This is a genomic window from Enterococcus gallinarum NBRC 100675 (genome assembly GCF_001544275.1).
In the GTDB taxonomy this organism is placed as follows: domain Bacteria; phylum Bacillota; class Bacilli; order Lactobacillales; family Enterococcaceae; genus Enterococcus_D; species Enterococcus_D gallinarum.
The window spans coordinates 1-22,448 of record NZ_BCQE01000025.1 but is presented as its reverse complement, the minus strand read 5'-3'; the positions used below and the strand labels follow the sequence as shown (position 1 = coordinate 22,448).

Annotated in this window: 17 protein-coding genes; 14 read left to right on the top strand and 3 right to left on the bottom strand. The window is 42.2% G+C overall.

All coding sequences use genetic code 11. The features are described from left to right. Positions 1-46: 46 nt before the first annotated feature. Positions 47-3,109: an alpha-mannosidase gene (locus EG2_RS13480; RefSeq protein ID WP_060815104.1), complete on the top strand. Its 3,063-nt coding sequence runs from the start codon at positions 47-49 to the stop codon at positions 3,107-3,109. 241 nt (positions 3,110-3,350) lie between these two features. Here EG2_RS13480 and rnjA read toward each other — a convergent pair whose 3' ends face one another. Both rnjA and EG2_RS13470 read right to left on the bottom strand, forming a co-directional pair. Further along, the gene (gene rnjA, locus EG2_RS13475) at positions 3,351-5,030 is read right to left on the bottom strand and encodes a ribonuclease J1 (RefSeq protein WP_003127349.1); all 1,680 of its coding nucleotides are present in this window, start codon (positions 5,028-5,030) and stop codon (positions 3,351-3,353) included. Between the two features lie 2 nt (positions 5,031-5,032). Next, positions 5,033-5,245 carry a DNA-directed RNA polymerase subunit epsilon gene (locus EG2_RS13470; RefSeq protein ID WP_003127351.1) on the bottom strand — a complete coding sequence of 71 codons (213 nt, stop codon included), beginning with the start codon at positions 5,243-5,245 and terminating at the stop codon, positions 5,033-5,035. Between the two features lie 407 nt (positions 5,246-5,652). On the opposite strand from EG2_RS13470, the gene EG2_RS13460 reads away from it, so the two are divergent. From EG2_RS13460 to EG2_RS13450, 3 genes are all read left to right on the top strand, one after another. Continuing rightward, a complete protein-coding gene (locus tag EG2_RS13460) occupies positions 5,653-7,386 on the top strand; it encodes an ABC transporter ATP-binding protein (protein ID WP_005471624.1) in 1,734 nt (577 codons plus the stop codon). Beyond that, positions 7,383-9,140 (top strand): ABC transporter ATP-binding protein, encoded by a 1,758-nt coding sequence (locus EG2_RS13455; protein WP_003127357.1) that lies wholly within the window; start codon positions 7,383-7,385, stop codon positions 9,138-9,140. The genes EG2_RS13460 and EG2_RS13455 overlap by 4 nt, the downstream gene beginning before the upstream one ends. A 215-nt stretch (positions 9,141-9,355) precedes the next feature. Continuing rightward, positions 9,356-9,898: a gamma carbonic anhydrase family protein gene (locus EG2_RS13450; RefSeq protein WP_003127358.1), complete on the top strand. Its 543-nt coding sequence runs from the start codon at positions 9,356-9,358 to the stop codon at positions 9,896-9,898. A gap of 83 nt (positions 9,899-9,981) precedes the next feature. Here EG2_RS13450 and clpP read toward each other — a convergent pair whose 3' ends face one another. Then, on the bottom strand, positions 9,982-10,572 hold the full coding sequence (clpP, locus tag EG2_RS13445; protein WP_003127359.1) for an ATP-dependent Clp endopeptidase proteolytic subunit ClpP: 591 nt from the start codon (positions 10,570-10,572) through the stop codon (positions 9,982-9,984). 179 nt (positions 10,573-10,751) lie between these two features. Here clpP and EG2_RS13440 point away from each other — a divergent pair, with 179 nt between their 5' ends. The 10 genes from EG2_RS13440 to EG2_RS13395 all read left to right on the top strand — a co-directional run. After that, positions 10,752-11,270, top strand: a complete 519-nt coding sequence (locus EG2_RS13440) for a hypothetical protein (protein WP_003127360.1) — start codon at positions 10,752-10,754, stop codon at positions 11,268-11,270. Between the two features lie 312 nt (positions 11,271-11,582). Further along, positions 11,583-12,326 (top strand): glycerophosphodiester phosphodiesterase, encoded by a 744-nt coding sequence (locus tag EG2_RS13435; RefSeq protein ID WP_005471627.1) that lies wholly within the window; start codon positions 11,583-11,585, stop codon positions 12,324-12,326. Continuing rightward, the gene (gene miaA, locus EG2_RS13430; protein ID WP_005471628.1) at positions 12,326-13,246 is read left to right on the top strand and encodes a tRNA (adenosine(37)-N6)-dimethylallyltransferase MiaA; all 921 of its coding nucleotides are present in this window, start codon (positions 12,326-12,328) and stop codon (positions 13,244-13,246) included. Before EG2_RS13435 ends, miaA begins: the two co-directional genes overlap by 1 nt. Next, positions 13,243-14,481 (top strand): GTPase HflX, encoded by a 1,239-nt coding sequence (hflX, locus tag EG2_RS13425; RefSeq protein ID WP_003127363.1) that lies wholly within the window; start codon positions 13,243-13,245, stop codon positions 14,479-14,481. The genes miaA and hflX overlap by 4 nt, the downstream gene beginning before the upstream one ends. Positions 14,482-14,739: 258 nt before the next feature. Then, a complete protein-coding gene (locus EG2_RS13420; protein ID WP_003127364.1) occupies positions 14,740-15,120 on the top strand; it encodes a MerR family transcriptional regulator in 381 nt (126 codons plus the stop codon). A 46-nt stretch (positions 15,121-15,166) separates the two neighbouring features. Continuing rightward, positions 15,167-16,507: a type I glutamate--ammonia ligase gene (gene glnA, locus EG2_RS13415; RefSeq protein ID WP_021149242.1), complete on the top strand. Its 1,341-nt coding sequence runs from the start codon at positions 15,167-15,169 to the stop codon at positions 16,505-16,507. Positions 16,508-17,062: 555 nt separating this feature from the next. Continuing rightward, positions 17,063-18,667 carry a CTP synthase gene (locus EG2_RS13410; protein ID WP_003127367.1) on the top strand — a complete coding sequence of 535 codons (1,605 nt, stop codon included), beginning with the start codon at positions 17,063-17,065 and terminating at the stop codon, positions 18,665-18,667. A 397-nt stretch (positions 18,668-19,064) separates the two neighbouring features. After that, positions 19,065-20,942 carry a BglG family transcription antiterminator gene (locus EG2_RS13405; protein WP_005471633.1) on the top strand — a complete coding sequence of 626 codons (1,878 nt, stop codon included), beginning with the start codon at positions 19,065-19,067 and terminating at the stop codon, positions 20,940-20,942. 3 nt (positions 20,943-20,945) lie between these two features. After that, positions 20,946-21,731 carry a tyrosine-protein phosphatase gene (locus tag EG2_RS13400; protein ID WP_003127369.1) on the top strand — a complete coding sequence of 262 codons (786 nt, stop codon included), beginning with the start codon at positions 20,946-20,948 and terminating at the stop codon, positions 21,729-21,731. 15 nt (positions 21,732-21,746) lie between these two features. After that, positions 21,747-22,448: PTS transporter subunit EIIC (locus EG2_RS13395; protein ID WP_169793136.1), on the top strand; the 702-nt coding region annotated here is incomplete at its 3' end.

Genomic DNA, 22,448 nt, shown 5'->3' with positions numbered 1-22,448 from the left:
AATAAGCAGTAGGAAAACCAAGTGAATGCCAAAGGAGCAGAACAAAATGGATTATTTTATGCAAGAAGCAAAAATCAAGCGCCGCATTCAAGAAATCGAGGCATTGAGGTATCGAAACAAGCGTCAGATCCAGCAATGGTTTGTCACAGAGGATCAGACAAAGTGTCAGAAATATCCGCCACTCTTTTCGACTGAACAAGTCATGCACATAGGGGAAACGTGGCAAGGAAGGGATCGCTATTTATGGCTTCAAGCGAAAGTCACCATTCCCCCGAAGATGAATATATTGTTTTTTGATTTTGGAAAAACTGGTGGCGGCAATAACTCTGGTTTTGAATCACTTTTATTTATTGATGGTGTCCCTGTTCAGGGAATCGACGCCAACCACAAAGAATTTCTATTAGAACCTGCAAATTTAGGAAAAGAAGTGATCGTTGCGCTGAAGCTATGGTCTGGATTAGAAGGCGGTGGCGAGGAACGACAGCTGATTCATGAACTGAAAGCTGCATTTATCGGTTGTTTGGATGAAGAAGCCAACGATTATTTTTATCTTTCTAAAATGATTTTAGAAACGATCCAGCAATTAGCAGAGGATCATGACCGGAAGGTTCGGCTGCTCAAGATGTTGAATGGTTCGTTTCAACGGATCGATTGGCGAGAAAAAGGATCACCGCAGTTTTATGATAGTTTGCGGGAAGCACATCTTTTTCTAAAAGAGGCGCTGCAAGCACTTCCCAAAAGTGACTTGGTTCAAGTCACAGCGATTGGACACACCCACATTGATCTTGCGTGGCTTTGGCAGTTGAAGCACACGCGTGAAAAGGCGGCCCGCAGCTTTTCTACAGTCTTGAAATTGATGAAAGAATACCCAGAATATGTGTTCCTTCAAACTCAGCCGCAAATTTACCAATATATCAAAGAGGACTATCCTGAATTGTATGTGCAAATCAAACAACGAATCGCAGAAGGCCGCTGGGAAGTTGATGGCGCCATGTGGGTCGAAGCAGATTGTAATCTGCCTAGTGGCGAATCCCTTATTCGCCAGATTCTCTACGGAAAAAAGTTTATTCGCGAGGAATTCGGGCGGGAAAGCACCTATCTCTGGCTGCCGGATGTTTTTGGGTATTCATGGGCGTTGCCGCAGATTCTGAAAAAAAGTGGAATCAATACCTTTATGACGACGAAAATAAGTTGGAATCAATACAATCGCATGCCAAACGACACCTTTCTATGGAAGGGGATCGATGGCTCTGAAATTTTGACGCATTTCATCACGACACCCGTTCCAGGTGGTGGCAGCTGGACAGAAAAATCCAATTGGTTTTACACGTATAATGGGTTGCTGACCCCGGAGACGGTTTTAGGAGTATATCGCAGCTATCAAAATAAAGCATTGAATCAACATCTATTGATTTCCTATGGACATGGAGATGGCGGCGGTGGTGTCACCCGAGAAATGTTGGAAAACCGCAGAAAGATGGCTGAAATTCCGGGATTACCGATGCTTAAAACGGGTCGGGCTGCTGACTTTTTTGAAGAGTTACATGAAACTGTCGACCAAAATTCGAACGATCTACCAATCTGGGATGGGGAACTGTATTTGGAGTACCATCGCGGTACCTATACTTCGCAGGCCTTTATCAAGAAAATGAATCGCTGGTTTGAAATACGCTTGCGGGAACTTGAATGTTTGTACAGTCTTCAGTCTATGACAGCAGGAACGGCTTATCCTGCTGCAGTATTCGAAAAGCTTTGGAAAAGCGTCTTGAAGAATCAATTTCATGACATTATCCCGGGCTCTTCCATCAAAGAAGTCTATCAAGATTATCGGAACGAAGCACTTGCTTGTCAAAAGCAGCTTCATGCTCTGACAACTGCTCTTGAGACAGAAGAACAACAATTACGTATCATCAATACAGCCGCTTGGCAGCGAACAAGCATCATTGCAGTAGCACCGGGCACGGTACCTGAACAGCAGCAAGTTTTCTTCGACGGTTCCTGTTACGCTCTGGTACATTTGCCAGCATTCCAAGCGAGTCTTTTGCCGGATTGTATCTGTGCGTTGCCATTGGAAGCAGTGTCCGTTAGTGAAAAAGACCGACTCGAGACTCCGTTTTATCAAGTCCGATGGAATGAGGCGGGGCATTTGACCCAGATCTATGACAAAACCGCACAACGAGAAGTGCTTGCTGGGACAGGGAATGTCTTTCAATTATTTGAAGACAAACCATTGAATTTCGATGCGTGGGATATCGATCTTTTTTATCAAGAAAAAGGCACGGAGCTAAGCAGTGCAGGCATTCAAGTCATCGAGAACAATCCTTTGTTTACTGTCTTAGAACAGCAAGTCACTTTTGGGCAGTCAACTATTTTACAAAAAATCTATTTCTATGCTCATACGAAGCGAATTGATTTTGTTACCACGGTGGATTGGCAAGAACGCCAGCAATTGTTGAAAGTGAAATTTGATGTCAATATTCGCGCGACAGAAGCTATTTTTGATATTCAGCATGGGAATGTGAAGCGTCCAACTCACTGGAACACGAGCTGGGATATCGCCAAATTTGAGACAGTAGGTCATCAGTGGGCGGATGTTGCACAAATGGATTACGGGGTGGCCCTTTTGAACGACTGCAAATACGGCTACGATATCAAAGGCAATCAGCTGCGATTATCTTTATTAAAAGGAGCAACATACCCGGATCCTCAGGCAGATCTTGGTTCCCACACGCTTACCTACAGCCTATTTCCGCATCAAGGAGATTTTGCAACTGGTCAGGTGATGGAAGAAGCTTGGGAGATCAATGCACCATTGAGTCAACTTCAAACAGAGATTGCAAGTATTCCTCTTGAAATCGAGGCTGATGAAAGTTTGATAATCGACGCATTGAAGTTAGCGGAAGATCAAAGCGGGTGGATTTTGCGTTGCTATGACCATTTAGGGAGCGATCGCGACGTCACCATTCACTGTCATGGAACTGGCAAAATTCGCTGGCAAGAGACGAACATGATGGAAGAAGCTAGCGAAGAGTTAAAAGCGGAGCCGATCGCATTTTCATTGCATCCATATGAAGTTAAAACCATTAAACTGGTGCTTAGCGAAAAGTAGATAGTTCTCCTGAAGAGATGTATCGGTGAGATCACTTCTTAGATCGTTTTTAAGACAGTTTTTAATATAGCCTCCAATATAGCTAAGTTTCCAAAGTAGTTTTAAATAGCTGTGGCAAGAGACAGTACCGATAATCCTGCGTCCAATTTCGAAAGAAGAGAGTCTTAAACCTAAGGAAGTCAGTAGGATGAAAAATAAAAAACTCGACCACTTCCATTGAGGGTTTGGTCGAGTTTTTTTGTTAGTGGTCGTCAGGTGTCATGATCATCGAAAGAATCATTGGGTGACGTTCTGTTTTTTCAAATAAGAAGGGTTGCAAAGCAGCTGACATGGCTTCTCGCATTTTATGTTCGCTAGGATCTGGCTGGTTCAAGACTTCTCTGAGGGCACGGAACAGGATCTGTTGTGCTTCATTGATCATCTCGCCAGATTCCCGCATATAGACGAATCCGCGGGAAAGAATGTCTGGTCCTGCTAAGACTTCTTTTTTCGTCAAGTCGACGGTGGCTACGGCTAGCACTAAGCCTTCTTCTGATAAGATACGACGGTCTCGTAAGACAACGTTACCGATGTCGCCAATTCCACTACCATCAACATAGACATCACCCGCATTGAAATGACCTGCTCGACGAGCAGAATCTGCAGTTAACGCCAGCATATCACCGTTTTCCATAATAAAACAGTTCTCTTTTGGAACGCCGACATCTTGTGCCAGTTGGGTATGGATATTCAACATTCTGAACTCTCCATGGACCGGCATAAAGAACTTAGGCTTCATCAAACGAAGCATCAATTTTTGTTCTTCTTGACCACCATGTCCCGAGGTATGGATATTATTCAATTTCCCGTGGATCACATGTGCACCTGCTTCTAACAGCAAGTTGATCAAGTGGTTGACACTAGTCGTATTTCCAGGGATCGGTGAACTAGAGAAAATGACCGTATCGTCTGGATGGATCTGAATTTGTCGATGAGTACCATTGGCGATCCGACTAAGGGCTGCCATTGGTTCCCCTTGAGAGCCAGTACATAGGATCATGGTTTCATTAGCTGGTAAGCGATTGATCTCATGAGATTCGACAAATGTACCGTCAGGGACTTTGATATAACCTAAGCGCTGCCCATTAACGATCGCATTTTCCATACTTCGACCGAAGACAGCGATCTTACGACCTGTGGCAACCGCAGCATCTGCTGCTTGTTGCAAACGGAAAATATTGGAAGCGAAGCTGGCAAAGATGATCCGGCCTTCGATTTTTTCGAAAATCTTGCGGATCGAACTACCAATCGTTTTTTCTGACTTGGTAAAGGTCGGAATCTCAGCATTGGTACTGTCAGAAAGGAGGCATAGCACACCTTCTTCTCCGATTCTGGCCATTTTGTGTAGGTTTGCTGGTTCGCCCACGGGTGTGAAATCGAACTTAAAGTCACCAGTTGCTACGATATTTCCCGAAGGTGTTTTCACCACAACGCCTAGCGCATCAGGAATACTGTGGGTCGTTCGGAAAAAGCTGACCGATGTTTTGCGGAAGCGAATCACGGTATCTTCATTGATCTCATGTAATGTAGCATCTCGCAGTAACCCGTGTTCATCCAACTTGTTGGTAATCAAAGCCAATGCTAATGGACCAGCATAGATTGGGATATTTGCTTCACGCAGAAGGTAAGGAATACCACCAATATGATCTTCATGACCATGAGTGATGACTAACCCTTTGACTTTCGTGATGTTTTGGACAATGTAGCTATAATCGGAAATCACATAGTCGATTCCAAGTAGTTCATCTTCCGGGAATTTGATCCCGGCATCAATCAAGATGATCTCGTCTTGGAATTGAACCCCATAACAGTTTTTTCCGATCTCGCCTAGTCCGCCGACGCCGAATACGCCAGTTTCATTATTTTTTAGAGAAACTTTCATTATTAAAACTCCGCTAATTTGAAATCAGCGTTCTCTTTTTCATACGCAAGATGTTTTTCATCAAGTTCTTGAATAAACTCGATGTTATATGGGGTGTTTTGTTCGACTGTACGGCGTGCAGCAACCGCGCTTTCTGCGTCAATGTACAGGGAATGGGTTTGTTCTCTTTTTGGGTTGCGGTCTTTTGTTTCTTGATAGTAAACTTTGTAAATCATACAAATTCTCCTTTATCTGCTAATGCAGTAGTTTATCGTTTTGTTCGATTCGGTGCATCACAAAATCAAGGCCCTAGATAAGTGACCTGAAAAGTGGGGGTCGTCAGTGGACCGCTACATGCTTTTTCCAGACAATCGTTGTGAGAAAAAAGAGAAAGCCTCGTCTTTGCTTTCCAAATGTTGTCATAAAAAATTCACCGGTTTTTGTAAATCGTTCCATTACAAGTAGTATTAGTTTATCATAGAAAAGTAAATAAGTATAGAAACTAGTTGGTTTGAAAGGGCTTCCCTTGGTCATCCTTAAAAAAATACTTTAAAATATCTCCTTTTTTTCTTCGGGAAGTGGGTTACTTGAAATTGGGACTATGATATAGTAAAAATAATGTGTAAAAAAAGGAGGGGCTTTTTTGAAATTAATGTGGCATTACACAATGCGCAATAAAAAACTGTTGGTTTTTAATTTCATCTGTGTGTTTGGATTTATTTTGATTGAACTAGGATTACCCACATTGCTGGCTCGAATGATCGATGTCGGTATTCGAAATGGTGACCGAGAGTATATCTGGAAGATGGGAATGGCAATGATTGCTATTACTTTGACAGGGATCGCAATGAATATTATGTTAGGGTACTTTACCTCAAGAATCACAACGAATATCGTAGCAGATGTTCGAGATGATCTTTTTGAAAAGGTGCAAGGTTATTCACATACGGAATATGAAAAAATCGGTGTTTCATCCTTGATTACTCGGGTGACCAATGATGCATATCAAATCATGTTGTTCTTGCAGAATATTCTGCGGATTGGATTGATGACGCCGATGATGTTTGCGGTCAGTTTGTATATGGTCATGCGGACAAGTACAAAATTAGGGATGTATGTGTTAGGGGCACTGCCGATCTTGTTGATTGCTGTGATAGCCATCGCAAAGATTTCCGAGCCGTTGTCTAACAAGCAGCAAGCCAATTTGGATAAGATCAATGGTATTTTGCGGGAAAACTTGTCTGGTTTACGGGTCATCCGTGCGTTCGTAAATGAGAAATTTGAAGAGAAACGCTTTAGCAAAGTCAATCAAGCGTATGCATCCAGCTCTCGCAGCTTGTTCCGTTTGATGGCGACAGCACAGCCGGGCTTTTTCTTCTTATTCAATATCGTGATGGTACTGATCATTTGGTCAGGAAGTATTCAAATCGAAAATGGGCAACTGCAAGTCGGTGACTTGATTGCTTTTATCGAATACATCTTCCATGCTCTATTCTCATTCATGTTGTTTGCGACTATATTTACGATGTATCCACGTGCAGCGGTCTCAGCCCGACGGATTCAGGAGGCATTGGATATGACTTCAGAAATCGTGGAAGCCGAACAGCCAGTGACAGAAGGCAAGACCAAAGGATATGTGGAATTTAAGAATGTGACATTTGCCTATCCGGGACATGCTGAGAGTCCTGTGATCCGCAATGTTAGTTTTACTGCTTCTCCTGGTGAAACAGTTGCTTTCATCGGCAGTACTGGAAGCGGGAAATCAACATTGATCCAATTGATCCCTCGTTTTTATGATGTCACAAAAGGACAGGTTTTGATTGATGGGATCGATGTTCGCGAGTACAGCTTGTCCGCTTTGAGAAATAAGATCGGATTTATTCCCCAAAAAGCGTTGCTGTTCACTGGAACGATCGCAGAAAATCTGCGCTATGGGAAAGAAGATGCGACACAAGCGGACTTAGAACGTGCGGTTGAGATCGCACAAGCAGCTGATTTTATTGCTAAAACACCGGATGGCTTTGATGCACGTCTAGCAGAAGGAGGCACGAACTTTTCTGGTGGTCAGAAACAACGGCTGGCGATCGCTCGTGCGGTGATCCGTCGTCCCGAGATCTATATTTTTGATGATAGTTTTTCTGCACTGGATTATCAAACCGATGCCAAATTACGGGCGCGTTTGAAAAAAGAAACGACCGAATCAACTGTTTTGATCGTGGCGCAACGTGTGGGGACGATCATGCACGCGGATAAAATCATTGTGTTGAATGAAGGCGATGTAGTTGGTATCGGCACCCACAAAGAACTGTTGGAAAACTGCTCGGTTTATTACGACATTGCAGCATCACAATTATCAGAGGAGGAGTTGGCACAATGAAAGCATTCTCTTCTTTAAAACGTTTAGGGCGCTACATCAAACCCTACAAAGTCTCCTTTATTTTAGTCTTACTTTTTACTGTCGCTACAGTTGGCTTTAACGCGGCATTGCCGTATGTGTCCGGATTGCCTACAACAGAGATCAGTCGGAATATTGCAGCGGGAGAGCCGCTGAATTTTGATTACATCATCGTTTGTTTGATCTGGATCACCGTTGTCGGTGTAGGGTATTGTTTCTCACAATTAATGTCAGGGCTTTTGATCACAAATGTCGTTCAATCTGCGATGCGTGATTTACGTCAAGACATTGAAGAAAAGATCAACCGCTTGCCTGTTTCATATTTTGACAAAAATCAGCAAGGAAATATCTTGTCACGGGTAACGAACGATGTGGATGCAGTCAGTGGTGCGATGCAGCAAGCCTTGATCGGGATCGTCAATGCCTTTCTAGGAATCATCATGGCGGTAGCGATGATGTTTTATATCAATTCGTTTATGGCGTTGATCGCATTGATCATGATTCCAACGTCATTGATCATTTCAAGAACGATCGTCAAGAAATCGCAAAAAGACTTCCAAGGCATGCAAAATGCATTAGGAGACTTGAACGGTTATGTTCAGGAAAATATGACTGGTTTCAGTGTATTGAAAGTCTATGGACGAGAAAAACAAACACTTGACGGCTTTAAAAAAGTCAATCACCAACTGCGCTATTACGGCTTCCGTTCGGCCTTCGTCTCGGGATTGATGATGCCGTTAGTTCAAATGACTGCCTACTTTACGTATATTGCTATGGCAGTTATGGGAAGTTTCTATGTAATTGGCGGTGTGATCGTGGTAGGGCAACTGCAAGCCTTTATCCAATACATTTGGCAAGTGAGTCAGCCAATGGGGAATATTACCCAGCTTTCCTCTGTCTTACAAAGTGCTTCGGCAGCTGCAAAACGGGTTTTTGAGATTTTGGATGAACCGGAAGAACCAGTCAACCAAACAGATATTCCATTGCCAGCGGAATTTCATGGGGATGTTCAATTTGAACATGTCGGTTTTGCCTATGATCCGAAGAAACCGCTGATCAAAGATTTGAACTTTGAAGTGAAAGCTGGTCAGACGGTAGCGATCGTCGGACCAACTGGAGCCGGAAAGACCACATTGATCAATTTGTTGATGCGTTTCTACGATGTCAACGAAGGGGCGATCAAGATTGATGGTATTGATACGAAGAAAATGGCCCGCAGCGATGTCCGTTCGTTATTCGGCATGGTTCTGCAAGATGCTTGGTTGTATGAAGGAACGATCGGAGACAATATTCGTTTTGGTAAGTTAGATGCGACCGATTATGAAGTGGTCGATGCAGCTAAAACAGCCAATGTGGATCATTTCATCCGGACGATGCCGGACGGTTATGAGATGTTTATCAATTCCGAAGGGGATAATATCTCGCTTGGTCAAAAACAACTCTTGACGATTGCTCGAGCAGTCATTTCTAATCCGAAAATCTTGATCTTAGATGAAGCAACAAGCTCTGTGGACACACGGCTCGAAGCGTTGATCCAAAAAGCGATGGACAAAGTGATGGAAGGACGAACCAGTTTCGTCATTGCTCACCGGTTGTCTACGATTCGGGAAGCCGATTTGATCTTAGTCATGGATCAAGGAGCAATCATAGAAAAAGGCAATCATGAAACACTACTGGCAGCTGGGGGATTTTACAGTCAGCTTTATCAGAGTCAGTTTTCAGAAGAAGCAGAATAGGTCAAAAGAGTGTGGTGTCAGCCGCACTCTTTTTTTTGTATGAAGTGTGAAGATATCCGCATATAGTCGCTGTTCTCTTACGGACTGATTCGTGGTTTTCATAGTTATTCATGGTATCATGGGTACAGGAATAGAGTAGTATAGTAGTAAAGTATAGTAGTAAAGTGTAGTAGTAAAGTGTAGTGGAGAAAGAAAAATCCTAAAGGAGTTTAACAATGGATCGGAAAAAAGAGACAAATAGCCAAAAACGAAATCAACTAAACGCAGAAACTGCTAGTACGCAAAACTTTATCGCGCCAAATGCGACTGTCGTCGGAGATGTCACCATCGGCAGTGAGGCGACTGTCTGGTTCCAAGCAGTTTTGCGGGGAGATGCAAATTATATTCGAGTAGGTGAGCGGACCAATATTCAAGATGGGACGATCATTCATGTGGATCATGATGCACCCACGATCATTGCAGAAGATGTGACTGTCGGTCATCAGTGCATGCTTCATGGCTGTAAGATTGAAAAAGGGGCCTTAATCGGCATGAGTTCCATTGTTTTGAACCATGCAGTTATCGGTGAAAACAGTTTGATTGGTGCCGGTTCTTTAGTTACTCAAGGAACGATCATTCCGCCCAATGTGCTGGCTTTTGGACGTCCTGCTAAAGTGATTCGTCCGTTGACAGAGGAAGAAATTGCCAAAAACAAAGCCAATATCGCCCATTATGTTTCCTTGGGAAAAGACTACTTGCAAGGGAAATATGTTTATTAATGGCAAGCGAAGTCAATCGGATCTCGTTTAATGACGCAAAAAAACCAGCGTGCTTCAGCACAGCTGGTTTTTTGATGGATGAATTATTTTAAGCTGTTTGATTCCATGATCTCGTCGATCAAGCCGTAATCTTTTGCTTCTTGAGCAGTCATGAAGTTATCACGGTCTGTGTCTTTTTCGATGACTTCGATTGGTTGACCTGTTCGCTCAGACAAGATTTTGTTTAGGCGTTCGCGAGTTTGCAAAATGTGACGAGCTGCGATTTCGATCTCTGTTGCTTGTCCTTGTGCGCCACCTAATGGTTGGTGGATCATGATCTCAGCATTTGGCAAAGCAAAGCGTTTGCCTTTTTCACCAGCTGTCAATAAGAATGAACCCATTGAGGCAGCCATCCCCATAACGATCGTTTGCACGTCTGCTTTGATGAAGTTCATGGTATCAAAGATTGCTAGTCCGGCTGTGACGCTTCCGCCTGGTGAGTTGATGTACAAGTAGATATCTTTTTCAGAATCTTGTGCATCCAAGAATAAAAGTTGGGCGATGATCGAATTGGCTAAATCATCTGTTACTTGACCACTTAACATAATGATGCGGTCTTTTAATAGACGAGAATAGATATCATAGGCTCTTTCGCCACGAGATGATTGTTCAATGACTGTAGGAATTAAATTCATTTTTTAGTCCTCCTAAAAATCGATATAGATATAGTTTAGCACAAAGTTTTTGCAATATCTAAAAGTAAGTATACCCATTAGGTCAATAAAGGTCAAATAAAAAGTTCGTTATCTTTTTTGCCTCTCTTTTAAATTATGATACAATAAAAAGAAAGTAAGCATGAAAGGGTCAGAAGAAAATGGCAGTAGCGATTGCAGGTTTTATCGGCGTATTAGTAGGCGCCTTATTAGTAACGATCATCTTCAATCTCAGAATTCGTTACGATGAACAAAAAGAAAAACGGCGACGGCTGTTGGAGCATAAAGTCAAAGAAATCGAGACACTTCTCCAATTGAACAGGAAAATCAGCGAAATTTTACAAAAACGGGTGATCCTGATGGACGAATATGTCAGTTTCGATGCTTTCGATGACTGTTATATAACGATCGATGATTTTGCTTATTTACAGTCTTTTGCCGCACAGAATAACTTTTATTTGCCGAATTATTTTTTAGAAGAATTTTTCAAGAAAATCGGTACCCGCAGAGTGATCCTTTCACCAGAAGAAACGGTGAAGATCGGCGGTTATACGTATAAAGGCGGTCGTGTCATCATGGAGAATTTCTTGGATACACTGACTGAAATGGTCAATGAGCGCAAAACGCAAATGAAAAATTTGACCAATGAACCATTAACTTATTTTTCTAAACCATTATAGTCGAGTCAATCGAGAATGGGGCTATAACATTGAGTCTGTGACAGAAGTTGCAACGAGATGATCCGAAGGACGTGAACGGAATTGCGCTCTCCATCGTGTATTTGATGAAGACCTGCTGCAGAGTAGGAGCAATTTCATGATTGTTGGGAGGATCATTTTGTGGAAAAACTTCTGTCATAGCCTCTTTTTTTGTCGATTCTCTGATATATACAAATCCTAGCGATGCCTTTAGAAAATGAGGATGGCACAAGGAGTAGGAGTTTGGTTCTATGGGGTTCCGTGGTAAAATAGAAAAAGATTGGAGTGAAACAAATGGTACAAATCGTTGCCCATCGTGGCAGTAGTGGAGACCGTCCAGAGAACACGTTACCAGCCTTTGCAGAAGCAGTTCGGGTCAAAGCCGATATCATTGAACTAGATGTTCATCTATCAAAGGATGGTCACCTGATCGTAATGCATGATGAAACAGTCGATCGCACTACGAACGGCAAAGGCCGAATTTGTGATAAAACGCTGACAGAACTAAAAGAATTGAATGCCGGCAGCTGGTTCTCAGAAGATTATGCCGCCACAAAAGTGCCGACGTTGAAGGAAGTCCTCGATCTTTTAGCAGCAAAGAATTATCGTGGTATTTTAACGATTGAATTGAAAACAGACCATTACGAGTATCAAGGGATCGAAAAGAAAGTATCTGAATTGTTAGCCAGTCAAAGCTGGCCCTTTACTCATTGGTATTGTTCATTCAATGTTGACACATTGGATCGATTGTATGCGATTGAACCGCAAGCAACCTTTGACTTTATTATGGGAAAATCGGAGGCGAAACCTCCGTTAGCATTGTCGCGCCCTTACATTGAAGGGATTCATCCTGCCTATGAGTGGGTCAAGAAACATGAGGAACAGATCGCGGATTATCCGATTGCCATTCGTCCTTGGACAGTCGATACAGAAGCAGAAATTCGTCACTGTCTTGCAGTAGGGGTCACGGGAATTATTACCAATTTTCCTGAGCGAGTCCGGGAAGTCCAAAGGAAGGTTCAGGAGGAAGCTCATTGATGGAAAAAGTGATTGTGGTAGTCGGACCGACTGCGGTTGGAAAAACGGCCTTAAGCATCGAACTGGCGAAAAAGTATCAGGGAGAAGTGATCAGCGGCGACTCCATGCAGATCTATCGTGGCTTAGATATTGGGACAGCCAAGGTAACAGCTGCAGAAATGCAAGGAATCCCTCATCATCTGATCGATATTCGCGACAGCCATGAATCCTATTCTGTGGCAGAATTTCAAAAAGAAGCCCGTGAGTTGATCACGGCCACCCATCAACGAGGTCATCTGCCTATCGTAGCAGGGGGAACCGGATTGTACATCCAGGCTTTACTCTATGACTATCAATTAGGAGCCGCTGAGGAAAGTGATCCTTCCGTTCGGCAGCGCTACCAGCAAGAAGCAGCAAGAATTGGCAAAGAAGCGCTATGGCAAAAGTTGCAGGTATTAGATCCTTTAGCCGCAGCAAAGATCCATTACAACAATGAACGTAAAGTGATCCGCGCGTTGGAAGTCTTGGAAACAACGGGAATAAGCATTGCAGCCCCGACTACTGCACCGGAAGCGGTATACGATTATTTTATGATTGGGCTTTCCACAGACCGACAGTTGTTGTATCAGCGTATTGATCAGCGAGTCGATCAAATGGTGGAAGCAGGTTTGGTTGCGGAAGCACAACAGGTGCTGATCCATCCTGAGACCCAAGCAGCAAAAGGAATCGGGTACAAAGAATTTGCCCCTTATTTTGCCGGTACATGTTCATTAGAAGAAACGGTCGCACAAATCAAACAACAGTCTCGCAGGTACGCCAAACGGCAACTGACTTGGTTCAAGAATCGTCTCGCTCCTAGATGGGTCGATCTTGTCCAGCATCCTGAGGACGTATCTTCGATCGAAAAAGCGATCGACCAATGGTTGGAGGAGAAGGAATGACACAAGAACGCGTAATCCTTGTTGGCGTAGAAACAGAACGAAATTATTCGACCTTTGCGTCCTCAATGAATGAATTGAAAAGTTTGACCAAAACAGCAAACGGAGAGGTGATTTTTTCACTGATCCAAAAACGGCCGCAAGTTGATCGGCAAACAGTGATCGGAAAAGGAAAATTGGCGGAACTGCAACAGTTAGTGGATGCCCATGAAGCTGATTTGGTGATTTTCAATCATGAATTGACACCCCGACAAAGCCAGTTGATTGGTGAAGAATTAGGGGCGCCAGTTATTGATCGTGTCCAATTGATTTTAGATATCTTTGCTATGCGCGCTCGTTCAAAAGAAGGAAAACTGCAAGTAGAGCTGGCACAATTAGATTATTTGCTGCCTCGATTGATCGGACAAGGGAAAAATATGTCCCGTCTGGGGGGCGGTATTGGAACGAGAGGACCAGGAGAAACCAAACTGGAGACGGATCGACGCCATATCCGTAATCGGATCACGATCATTAAACGAGAGTTGAAGGAAGTCGCTGCTCATCGTGATCGTACCCGTCAGAAACGCCGCGACAGTCAAGTCTTTCAGATCGGTTTGATCGGGTATACCAATGCTGGGAAATCAACGATTTTGAATTTATTGACTAGTGCGGATACCTATGAGCAAGACCAACTGTTTGCGACGTTAGATCCTTTGACAAAGCGTTGGCGGTTGCCGGAAGGATTGGAAGTGACCGTTACCGATACTGTCGGCTTTATTCAAGAACTGCCGACACAATTGATCGATGCCTTTCATTCTACATTAGAAGAGAGTCAAAATATGGATCTGCTGCTGCATGTGGTTGATGCTGGTTCTCATGATCGGCAACAGCAAGAAAAAACAGTTTTAGCATTGATGGAAGAACTATCATTGACGCAAGTCCCAGTTCTGACGATCTATAATAAAGCTGATCGCATTGATCCAGAACAATTTGTGCCGACGCTGTTCCCCAATGTTTTGATTTCTGCCAAGAGCAGTAAAGGGAAAGAACAACTGATCCAAGCAATTAAAATGGAACTCATGCAAATCATGCAGCCTTATCAAACCGTTTTAGCTGCCAATGAAGGCAAGCGATTGAGCCGTTTGAAGCGGGAAACACTCTTGCTTACCAATGACTTTGACGAGGAAGATCAAACCTATCACCTAAAAGGTTTTGCATTGCCAGGTTCTGCCGGGATCTATCCAACAATTGAAGAGTAACGCTCAGGAAATGAAGTGGTCGAGCTGTGTGTAGGGAATTCTAATACCTGCACGCAGTTTTTTTTTCAGTTATTACCACTGGAAATTTTTTTCATTCGACCAGTAAAAGGATGGTTTTCTAGTGATTGTTCTGCCAAACAGAAAAAAATAAATGTCTATGTCACTTTTTCTTACATGAAGGGTTGACAGTGGAAAAAACAATTGGTATAGTTTCAATTAAGTTATGCAGGATCATCTAAATGAGGGAGGCGCCACGTTATGCGGGAAAAAGAGTTGCGGCGTTCGATGTCTGTCTTTCCGATTGGAACAGTGATGAAACTAACGGATCTGACGGCTCGTCAAATTCGTTACTATGAAGAACAAGAACTGATCCATCCAGAACGCAGTGATGGTAATCGACGCATGTATTCATTAAATGATATCGATACGCTATTAGAAATCAAAGACTATCTGTCAGATGGTTTGAATATGGCTGGGATCAAACGTGTGTACGAGATGAAAATTGCCAAAGAACAAGAAGCAAAGAACAAACCGCCACTGACTGACGAAGATGTTCGTCGAATCTTTTATGACGAACTCCTAGCGCAAGGTGGTCTGAATCAACAACAGCCATTCCAACAAAAAGGTCCGCTAATGTAGATCAATGTTGTGGCACGAAAGAATAAAGGTCAAAGGAAGGGATATTATGCCGAAAATTGAAAGAACAGCCGAAGATATCAAACAAATCGTTAAAGACGAGAATGTACGTTTCTTGCGCTTGATGTTTACTGACATCTTGGGAACGATCAAAAATGTAGAAGTACCAGTTAGCCAATTGGAAAAAGTACTTGAGAACAAAATGATGTTCGATGGCTCCTCCATTGAAGGATTCGTACGGATTGAAGAAAGTGATATGTACCTTTACCCAGATTTATCTACTTGGATGATTTTCCCATGGGAAAGTGAGCATGGCAAAGTCGCTCGTTTGATTTGTGATATCTACAACCCTGATGGCACGCCATTTGCTGGCGATCCTCGCGGCAATTTAAAACGGTCACTATCAGATATGGAATCTCTAGGTTTTACTTCTTTCAATCTTGGGCCTGAACCGGAATTTTTCCTTTTCAAATTAGATGAAGATGGCGAAATCACAACAGACCTAAATGACAAAGGCGGCTATTTTGATTTTGCACCGACTGACTTAGGTGAGAACTGCCGCCGCGATATCGTATTAGAATTAGAAAGCCTTGGTTTTGAAGTAGAAGCCTCCCACCACGAAGTAGCACCAGGCCAGCACGAAATCGACTTTAAATATGCCGATGCGGTAGAAGCGTGCGATAACATCCAAACTTTCAAATTAGTTGTCAAAACGATTGCCCGCAAACACGGTTTGCATGCGACATTTATGCCAAAACCATTATATGGCATCAATGGGTCAGGTATGCACTGCAATATGTCCTTGTTCAATGGAAAAGAAAATGTCTTCTTTGATGAAGAAGGACCAATGCAGTTGAGCCAAACGGCGTATCATTTCCTAGCCGGTTTGATTGAACATGCCCGTGCTTATACAGCAGTCTGCAACCCAACAGTCAATTCTTACAAACGTCTGGTCCCAGGTTACGAAGCACCGGTTTATGTTGCTTGGTCAGGACGCAACCGTTCACCACTGATTCGTGTTCCTGAATCTCGCGGCTTGTCCACCCGGTTAGAATTGCGCTCCGTTGATCCATCCGCTAATCCGTATTTGGCAATGGCTGTCTTGCTGCAAGCCGGTTTAGATGGTATCCGTCGTGAGTTGACACCGCCGCCTGCAGTGGACCGCAACATTTATGTGATGAATGAAGAAGAACGTGCAGAAGCACAAATCGAAGACCTGCCATCAACGATCCACAATGCGATCAAAGAATTGCGTAAAGATGACGTGATGATCGATGCATTGGGCAAACACATTTTTGCGAACTTTGTGGAAGCCAAACGTTTGGAATGGGCCGCTTTCCGTCAAACAGTTTCTGAGTGGGAACGCGAGCAGTACCTTGAATTGTACTAATCAATTACTAGTCGTTCGATCTGCAGAGGCAACAAACGAATAAGTCATTGGAAGATGGTCCTTAGAATCTATTGAAGCGTCTGTGACAACCGATACAAAAAAAGAAACCGCTAGAGAAAACCAATCTAGCGGTTTTGTTCTGTTATCTATTCAAAGTAGAAGACAGGAATCGAACCTGCACCTTGTTTTCGCAAAAATGATAAGAAAACGATTTCTGATCATTTGTAACAAAACAAGTAAAGCACCGAGCTTCCTCTACAAGAATCATTATGACAAGCAGACCCAAAGAATCCATTAAGAAAGTAAGAAAGAAGTTTAGCGATTGAATGTTCATCGAAATCAGCGATTTTTCGATGTATCCGCATCCAGAAAGGATTCGAGAAAAGTTTGCTTGACTTTTGCTAGGCAAGATTGTATCATTCTGTTTGGGCACTCTTGAAAAAGAGTCAGAAAGTGATTTAGAATTTTCGCTCCCTATTCATTTATGGATAGGGAGCTTTTCTTATTTTCTAAGTACTTTTCCTGCAAAATAGTTTAAAAGGAGTTTTTCAGTTTATGACAAAATATATTTTTGTAACCGGCGGTGTGGTTTCTTCGATCGGTAAAGGTATTGTGGCAGCATCACTAGGACGCTTATTGAAGAATCGTGGCTTAAAAGTAACGATCCAAAAGTTTGATCCTTACATCAATGTTGATCCAGGAACGATGAGCCCATACCAACATGGTGAGGTATTCGTGACCGATGATGGTGCAGAAACAGATTTGGACTTAGGCCATTATGAACGTTTCATCGACATCAACTTGAACAAATACTCAAATGTAACGACTGGAAAAATCTATTCAGAAGTTTTGCGCAAAGAACGTAAAGGGGAATACTTAGGAGCAACTGTCCAAGTAATTCCGCACATCACCAATGAAATCAAAGAAAAAATCATGCGGGCAGCAAAAATGACCGATTCAGATGTCATCATCACTGAAGTCGGCGGAACCGTTGGCGACATCGAGTCGTTGCCGTTTCTAGAAGCGTTGCGCCAAATGAAAGCTGACGTTGGTTCGGACAATGTGATGTACATTCATACAACGTTGATTCCTTACTTAAAGGCAGCGGGTGAAATGAAAACCAAACCAACGCAACACAGTGTAAAAGAGTTGCGAGGATTGGGTATCCAACCAAATATCCTAGTGGTTCGGACTGAACAACCTGTGTCCCAATCAACAAAAAACAAATTGGCCCAATTTTGTGATGTTGCACCTGAAGCGGTTATCGAATCCCGAGATGTAGAAACACTCTATTCGATCCCATTGGCTTTACAAGCACAAGGAATGGATCAAATCGTTTGTGATCACTTGAAATTGAATGCGCCAGTAGCTGATATGACAGAATGGCAAGCATTAGAGGAAAAAGTATTGAACTTGAAAAAGAAAGTCCGCATTGCATTGGTAGGGAAATATGTGGAATTGCCAGATGCGTATCTGTCTGTTGTTGAAGCATTGAAACATTCTGGTTTTGCTTATGATGCCGACATTACGATCGATTGGATCAAAGCCCATGAATTAACGAAAGACAATGTTGCCGAATACTTACAGGATGCAGACGGTATCTTAGTTCCCGGCGGTTTTGGCGATCGTGGAATCGAAGGCAAGATCGAAGCGATTCGGTATGCTCGTGAAAATGATGTCCCATTCCTAGGGATTTGTCTGGGAATGCAAATGGCCTGCGTGGAATTTGCCCGCAATGTCGTTGGGTTAGAAAATGCGAATTCGGCAGAAACTGATCCCGATACAGCAAACAACATCATTGATTTGATGGCAGATCAAGAAAATATTGAAAACTTAGGCGGTACGCTACGTTTAGGCTTGTATCCATGTAAAGTCAAAAAAGGAACGAAAACAGCTGCAGCCTATGAAGGAGAAGAAGTCGTACAAGAACGTCATCGTCACCGTTATGAATTCAATAATAAATACCGCGAAATCTTTGAAGCAGAAGGTATGGTCTTCTCAGGTGTCTCACCAGACAATCGCTTAGTTGAAATCGTTGAGATTCCAGAAAATAAATTCTTTGTGGGTTGCCAATTCCATCCCGAATTGATTTCACGACCAACACGTCCACAACGATTGATCAAAGCATTTGTTGGTGCATCATTAGACAATCGTGGGTAACACATATAGTACCAGATTAAAAACCAGCTGTTGAGCTGGTTTCAGGTTGTAGGCAATGTCCCGGAAAAGGGAGGCCTACAGCCTTTTTTTAAGCATAAGAGTACGCTCTAAATAAATGTGGGGGAAATATAGTCAGGATCACTCGACCCATTTATAAAGGAACGTTCTCATAAAACACCCTTCAAAAGTTAGTTTTTTGGGTTAACTTTTGAAGGGTGTTTCCGTTCTAGCCAGTGCTAGTGCTTTTTTTAGTAGCATCCGAAGTGATACGCCTTTTCAGCTACTCCTAACTATTAAAGATAAAACTTCTTGTAGAAATTGACCCTAATAAAAGGGACCATATACCTATGGAGGTTGACTACAATAGACTCTAAACTAATTAATGAGGGAGAGAAAGATGGAAAAAATAAGCTTATTGTTGATCAGGGCTCTTTCAGAGCAAGACGGGTTTATGACAACCAAAGAGATCGCTGCAAAAGTAGGTGTCAGTACGAAAACAGTTCGTAGATATGTGGAGAAAATCAATCAAAGCCAATCGCTTTATGGCTGTGTGATTCAAGGGAAGAAAGGAAGTGGCTTGTTTTTACAAATAATCAATCATGAATTATTTCAACGTAGCTTAGAAAACACACCTCAAGAAGATTTTGTGACACAAATCATTGAGTACTTCGTCCAAGAAGACGAATACATCAAGTCAGAATTATTATGTGAACGCTTATTTATCTCACAAAGCAAGTTATCTCAAGAACTCAAAAAACTGCGACGGATTTTAAGCCATTATAATTTATCCATCCAAACAAAGCCTTACTACGGCATGAAGCTTTGCGGCAGTGAATTCGACTTACGTCGCTTTATGGCAAGCAATTATCTGCAAAAGACACACCTTAAACAACTGCATCAATTACCTTCTAGTGAAGGGACGCCATCGCAGTTGCATCGACAGATTCAAGCAATCATTTTAGCTGAGTTTTCTCAAAAAGCCTATCCGATTTCAGAAGCTATAGTGACGAACTTAGTCAATCACCTAGCAATCGCTGTAATGCGAATGCAAAGCGGCCGCTACTTGGATCGCAATCTGCCTATTGGAGGAAGAACCAATGCTGAACAATCATTATTAGGCAAGCGAATCGTCAAGCGGATCGAAGAAGAATGCGGTGTTCTTTTTACAGAATGTGAGCGAAATTATGTGCTTGGTCAGATCGTGGGGAAACGGGTCATTCCCAAAAATGAAAAAAACGTTGTCTCAGAGGAAGTTTCGGACTTAGTGAGGCAAGTTCTAAAAAAAATCAAAAACCGAAGACAAATTGACTTCAGTCAAGATTTGGACTTACAGACGATGCTGATGCTTCACTTTGTTCCTTTGATTGATCGAATCGAATTAGGAATTGAGCTGAAAAACCCGCTGTTAGATGACGTAAAAGTCCATTGCAATGTAGGATACGATTTAGCTATTATTGCTGGTCAAGTAATCGTTGCGCATTTCAATAAGCGTATCAGCGATCATGAACTTAGCTATTTAGCCATGCACTTTGATGTCGCCCTGAATAAGAAGAGTTCACAAACGCAGCGTAAGTATATTTTAGTTGTAAACGATCTGGGGAGAGCAGCCAATGCATTTTTAAAAGAAAAGTTTGAATTCTATTTCCGAAATTACATTAAAGAAGTAACGGTTTGTAATCAATATGAATTTGCTCAGTTCCTAAAAGAACAAGACTTTGATTTTATCTTTTCATCAATCGATCTACCTTATGAAGGAACCATTCCTGTAATGAGTTTTGACTATTTTATGCGGCCTGAAATGATCAAAAAAATAGCTGATGCACTGTCGACTGTTTTTACCGTTGAAAAACTTTTGACCTTCTTTAAGGAACCGCTGTTTATTTGTGACCAAGACTTTGAAACAAAAGAAGAAGTGCTGCATTTTTTATGTCATTGCATTAACGAACAATATCAGATGCCAAATAATTTTGAAGCTTTGGTATTTGAACGAGAAGCTTTTTTTGGAACCGATTTCTTGCCGATGGTTGCTTTTCCACACCCCAATGTATTGATTGGATCGGAAACAGTGATTGCTGTTGCCCATTTGAAGAAACCAATATTTTGGTATAAACAATCGGTTCGTTTGGTCTTCTTACTAGTCATTGCTGAGCAAGACCATTTAAAGGCTAAGTCGCTAAACGATCATTTGATCAAAATATGTACATCATCTGAGAAAGTGAACGAACTGATTGCGACGAATGACTTCATCACATTTATCCATCACTTAAAGGAGTAGATTATGACAGACAAAAAAATCAAACTATCAGGAGCATACAATTTTCGCGATTTTGGCGGCTACCGTAACAAAGAAGGAAAGCGTCTCATACGTGGGCGACTCTATCGTTCTGATGAATTAAGCAAGATTACAGCTGCAGATCAAGAAAAGTTAGTACAACTTGGAATCAGTAAGATCATTGATTATCGAAATAAAAAGGAAAGACTGAATAATGAAGATCGGCCGATCGGTAATGCAGAGATTCTTTATTTGACACCCATTGCGGATATTGCTGCCCTAGCTTCTTCTGAACATGATGAAGAAAGTGCACTTTCTCCCCAAAAAATGACGGCGGCTCTGGCAAAAGAATTAATGATCCGTCAGAATGAAGAATTTGTTGAAAATAAACAGTGTCAAGACGTTTATAGAGAAGTCTTAGAAATTCACTTAGCTGAAGAGGGGGCAATCGTCCAACATTGCCGTGGAGGGAAAGATCGCACTGGTTATGGCGTCGCTCTCATTCAATTACTACTTGGCGTCAGTGAAGCAGATGTGATGCATGACTATCTCTTAACCAATGTATACAAAAAAGAAAAAAATGAGAAAAGCCTGCAGCTGTTGCTTCAAGAGACCGATAATCCCGATTTTGTTCAGGCGATGCGCTATTTTAAAGAAGCTGATCGTCATTTTTTGCAGAATGCATTGGCGCGAATCGGAGCTTATGGTGGAGTTGAGGGCTATGTGGTCAACAAACTTGGTTTTTCCCAACAAAAAATCCGCTTGTTAAGAGAAAAATACTTACAAAATTAAGGATAGGAGGATATTATGAATACGTTTAAGAATAAGGTGTTGGCGGGAGCAATTAAGGTGCAAAATAATGTTTATATGAAAGCGATCTCTAATGCCATGATGGGGTTAATGCCGATTATGATGATCAGTTCGATTGCTTCTTTAATCAATGCCATCGATATTGGCAATACACAACAAATAATGGATCAAATAGGTCTTAAATCATTGTTGACACAAATCAATGCGATGACCATTGATGTCATTTCCGTCTATGTTGCCTTCTTAGTTGGCTATAAACTGGCGGAACATTTGAATGCAGATCAATTAAACGCTGGCATTATGAGTTTAGTTTCATTCTTGATTTTAAGTCCCATCGCAACATTCGAAGAGACCAAAGTGATCGAGTTTTCGACGCTGGGTTCTAGTGGAATGTTCGTTGCAATGTTCGGCGGGATACTAGGTGCAAGGATTTATATTCTATGTGTGGAAAAGAATCTGACAATCAAAATGCCAGACTCAGTCCCACCAATTGTCAATAAGTCCTTTGCTGCAATCGTTCCTGGAGTGATTGTTTCCACGATCATGGGGATTATTTATGTTGTAATAGCAGCTACTCCATATGGAACGTTAACAGATATGATCTACACGTGGGTTCAAGCACCGCTAACCTTATTGGGTGCCAATGTGTTTGCTTGCATGATTATTGTGGCATTTATTGAATTCCTATGGTTTTTCGGG

What these genes read in the sequence shown, in the direction of transcription:
- EG2_RS13435 (WP_005471627.1), top strand. Translation starts at nt 11,583, where the DNA reads ATGGTACAAATCGTTGCCCATCGTGGCAGTAGTGGAGACCGTCCAGAG.
- hflX (WP_003127363.1), top strand. Translation starts at nt 13,243, where the DNA reads ATGACACAAGAACGCGTAATCCTTGTTGGCGTAGAAACAGAACGAAAT.
- miaA (WP_005471628.1), top strand. Translation starts at nt 12,326, where the DNA reads ATGGAAAAAGTGATTGTGGTAGTCGGACCGACTGCGGTTGGAAAAACG.
- EG2_RS13470 (WP_003127351.1), bottom strand. Translation starts at nt 5,245, where the DNA reads ATGATTTACAAAGTTTACTATCAAGAAACAAAAGACCGCAACCCAAAA.
- glnA (WP_021149242.1), top strand. Translation starts at nt 15,167, where the DNA reads ATGCCGAAAATTGAAAGAACAGCCGAAGATATCAAACAAATCGTTAAA.
- rnjA (WP_003127349.1), bottom strand. Translation starts at nt 5,030, where the DNA reads ATGAAAGTTTCTCTAAAAAATAATGAAACTGGCGTATTCGGCGTCGGC.
- EG2_RS13400 (WP_003127369.1), top strand. Translation starts at nt 20,946, where the DNA reads ATGACAGACAAAAAAATCAAACTATCAGGAGCATACAATTTTCGCGAT.
- clpP (WP_003127359.1), bottom strand. Translation starts at nt 10,572, where the DNA reads ATGAATTTAATTCCTACAGTCATTGAACAATCATCTCGTGGCGAAAGA.
- EG2_RS13455 (WP_003127357.1), top strand. Translation starts at nt 7,383, where the DNA reads ATGAAAGCATTCTCTTCTTTAAAACGTTTAGGGCGCTACATCAAACCC.
- EG2_RS13410 (WP_003127367.1), top strand. Translation starts at nt 17,063, where the DNA reads ATGACAAAATATATTTTTGTAACCGGCGGTGTGGTTTCTTCGATCGGT.
- EG2_RS13440 (WP_003127360.1), top strand. Translation starts at nt 10,752, where the DNA reads ATGGCAGTAGCGATTGCAGGTTTTATCGGCGTATTAGTAGGCGCCTTA.
- EG2_RS13405 (WP_005471633.1), top strand. Translation starts at nt 19,065, where the DNA reads ATGGAAAAAATAAGCTTATTGTTGATCAGGGCTCTTTCAGAGCAAGAC.
- EG2_RS13480 (WP_060815104.1), top strand. Translation starts at nt 47, where the DNA reads ATGGATTATTTTATGCAAGAAGCAAAAATCAAGCGCCGCATTCAAGAA.
- EG2_RS13420 (WP_003127364.1), top strand. Translation starts at nt 14,740, where the DNA reads ATGCGGGAAAAAGAGTTGCGGCGTTCGATGTCTGTCTTTCCGATTGGA.
- EG2_RS13450 (WP_003127358.1), top strand. Translation starts at nt 9,356, where the DNA reads ATGGATCGGAAAAAAGAGACAAATAGCCAAAAACGAAATCAACTAAAC.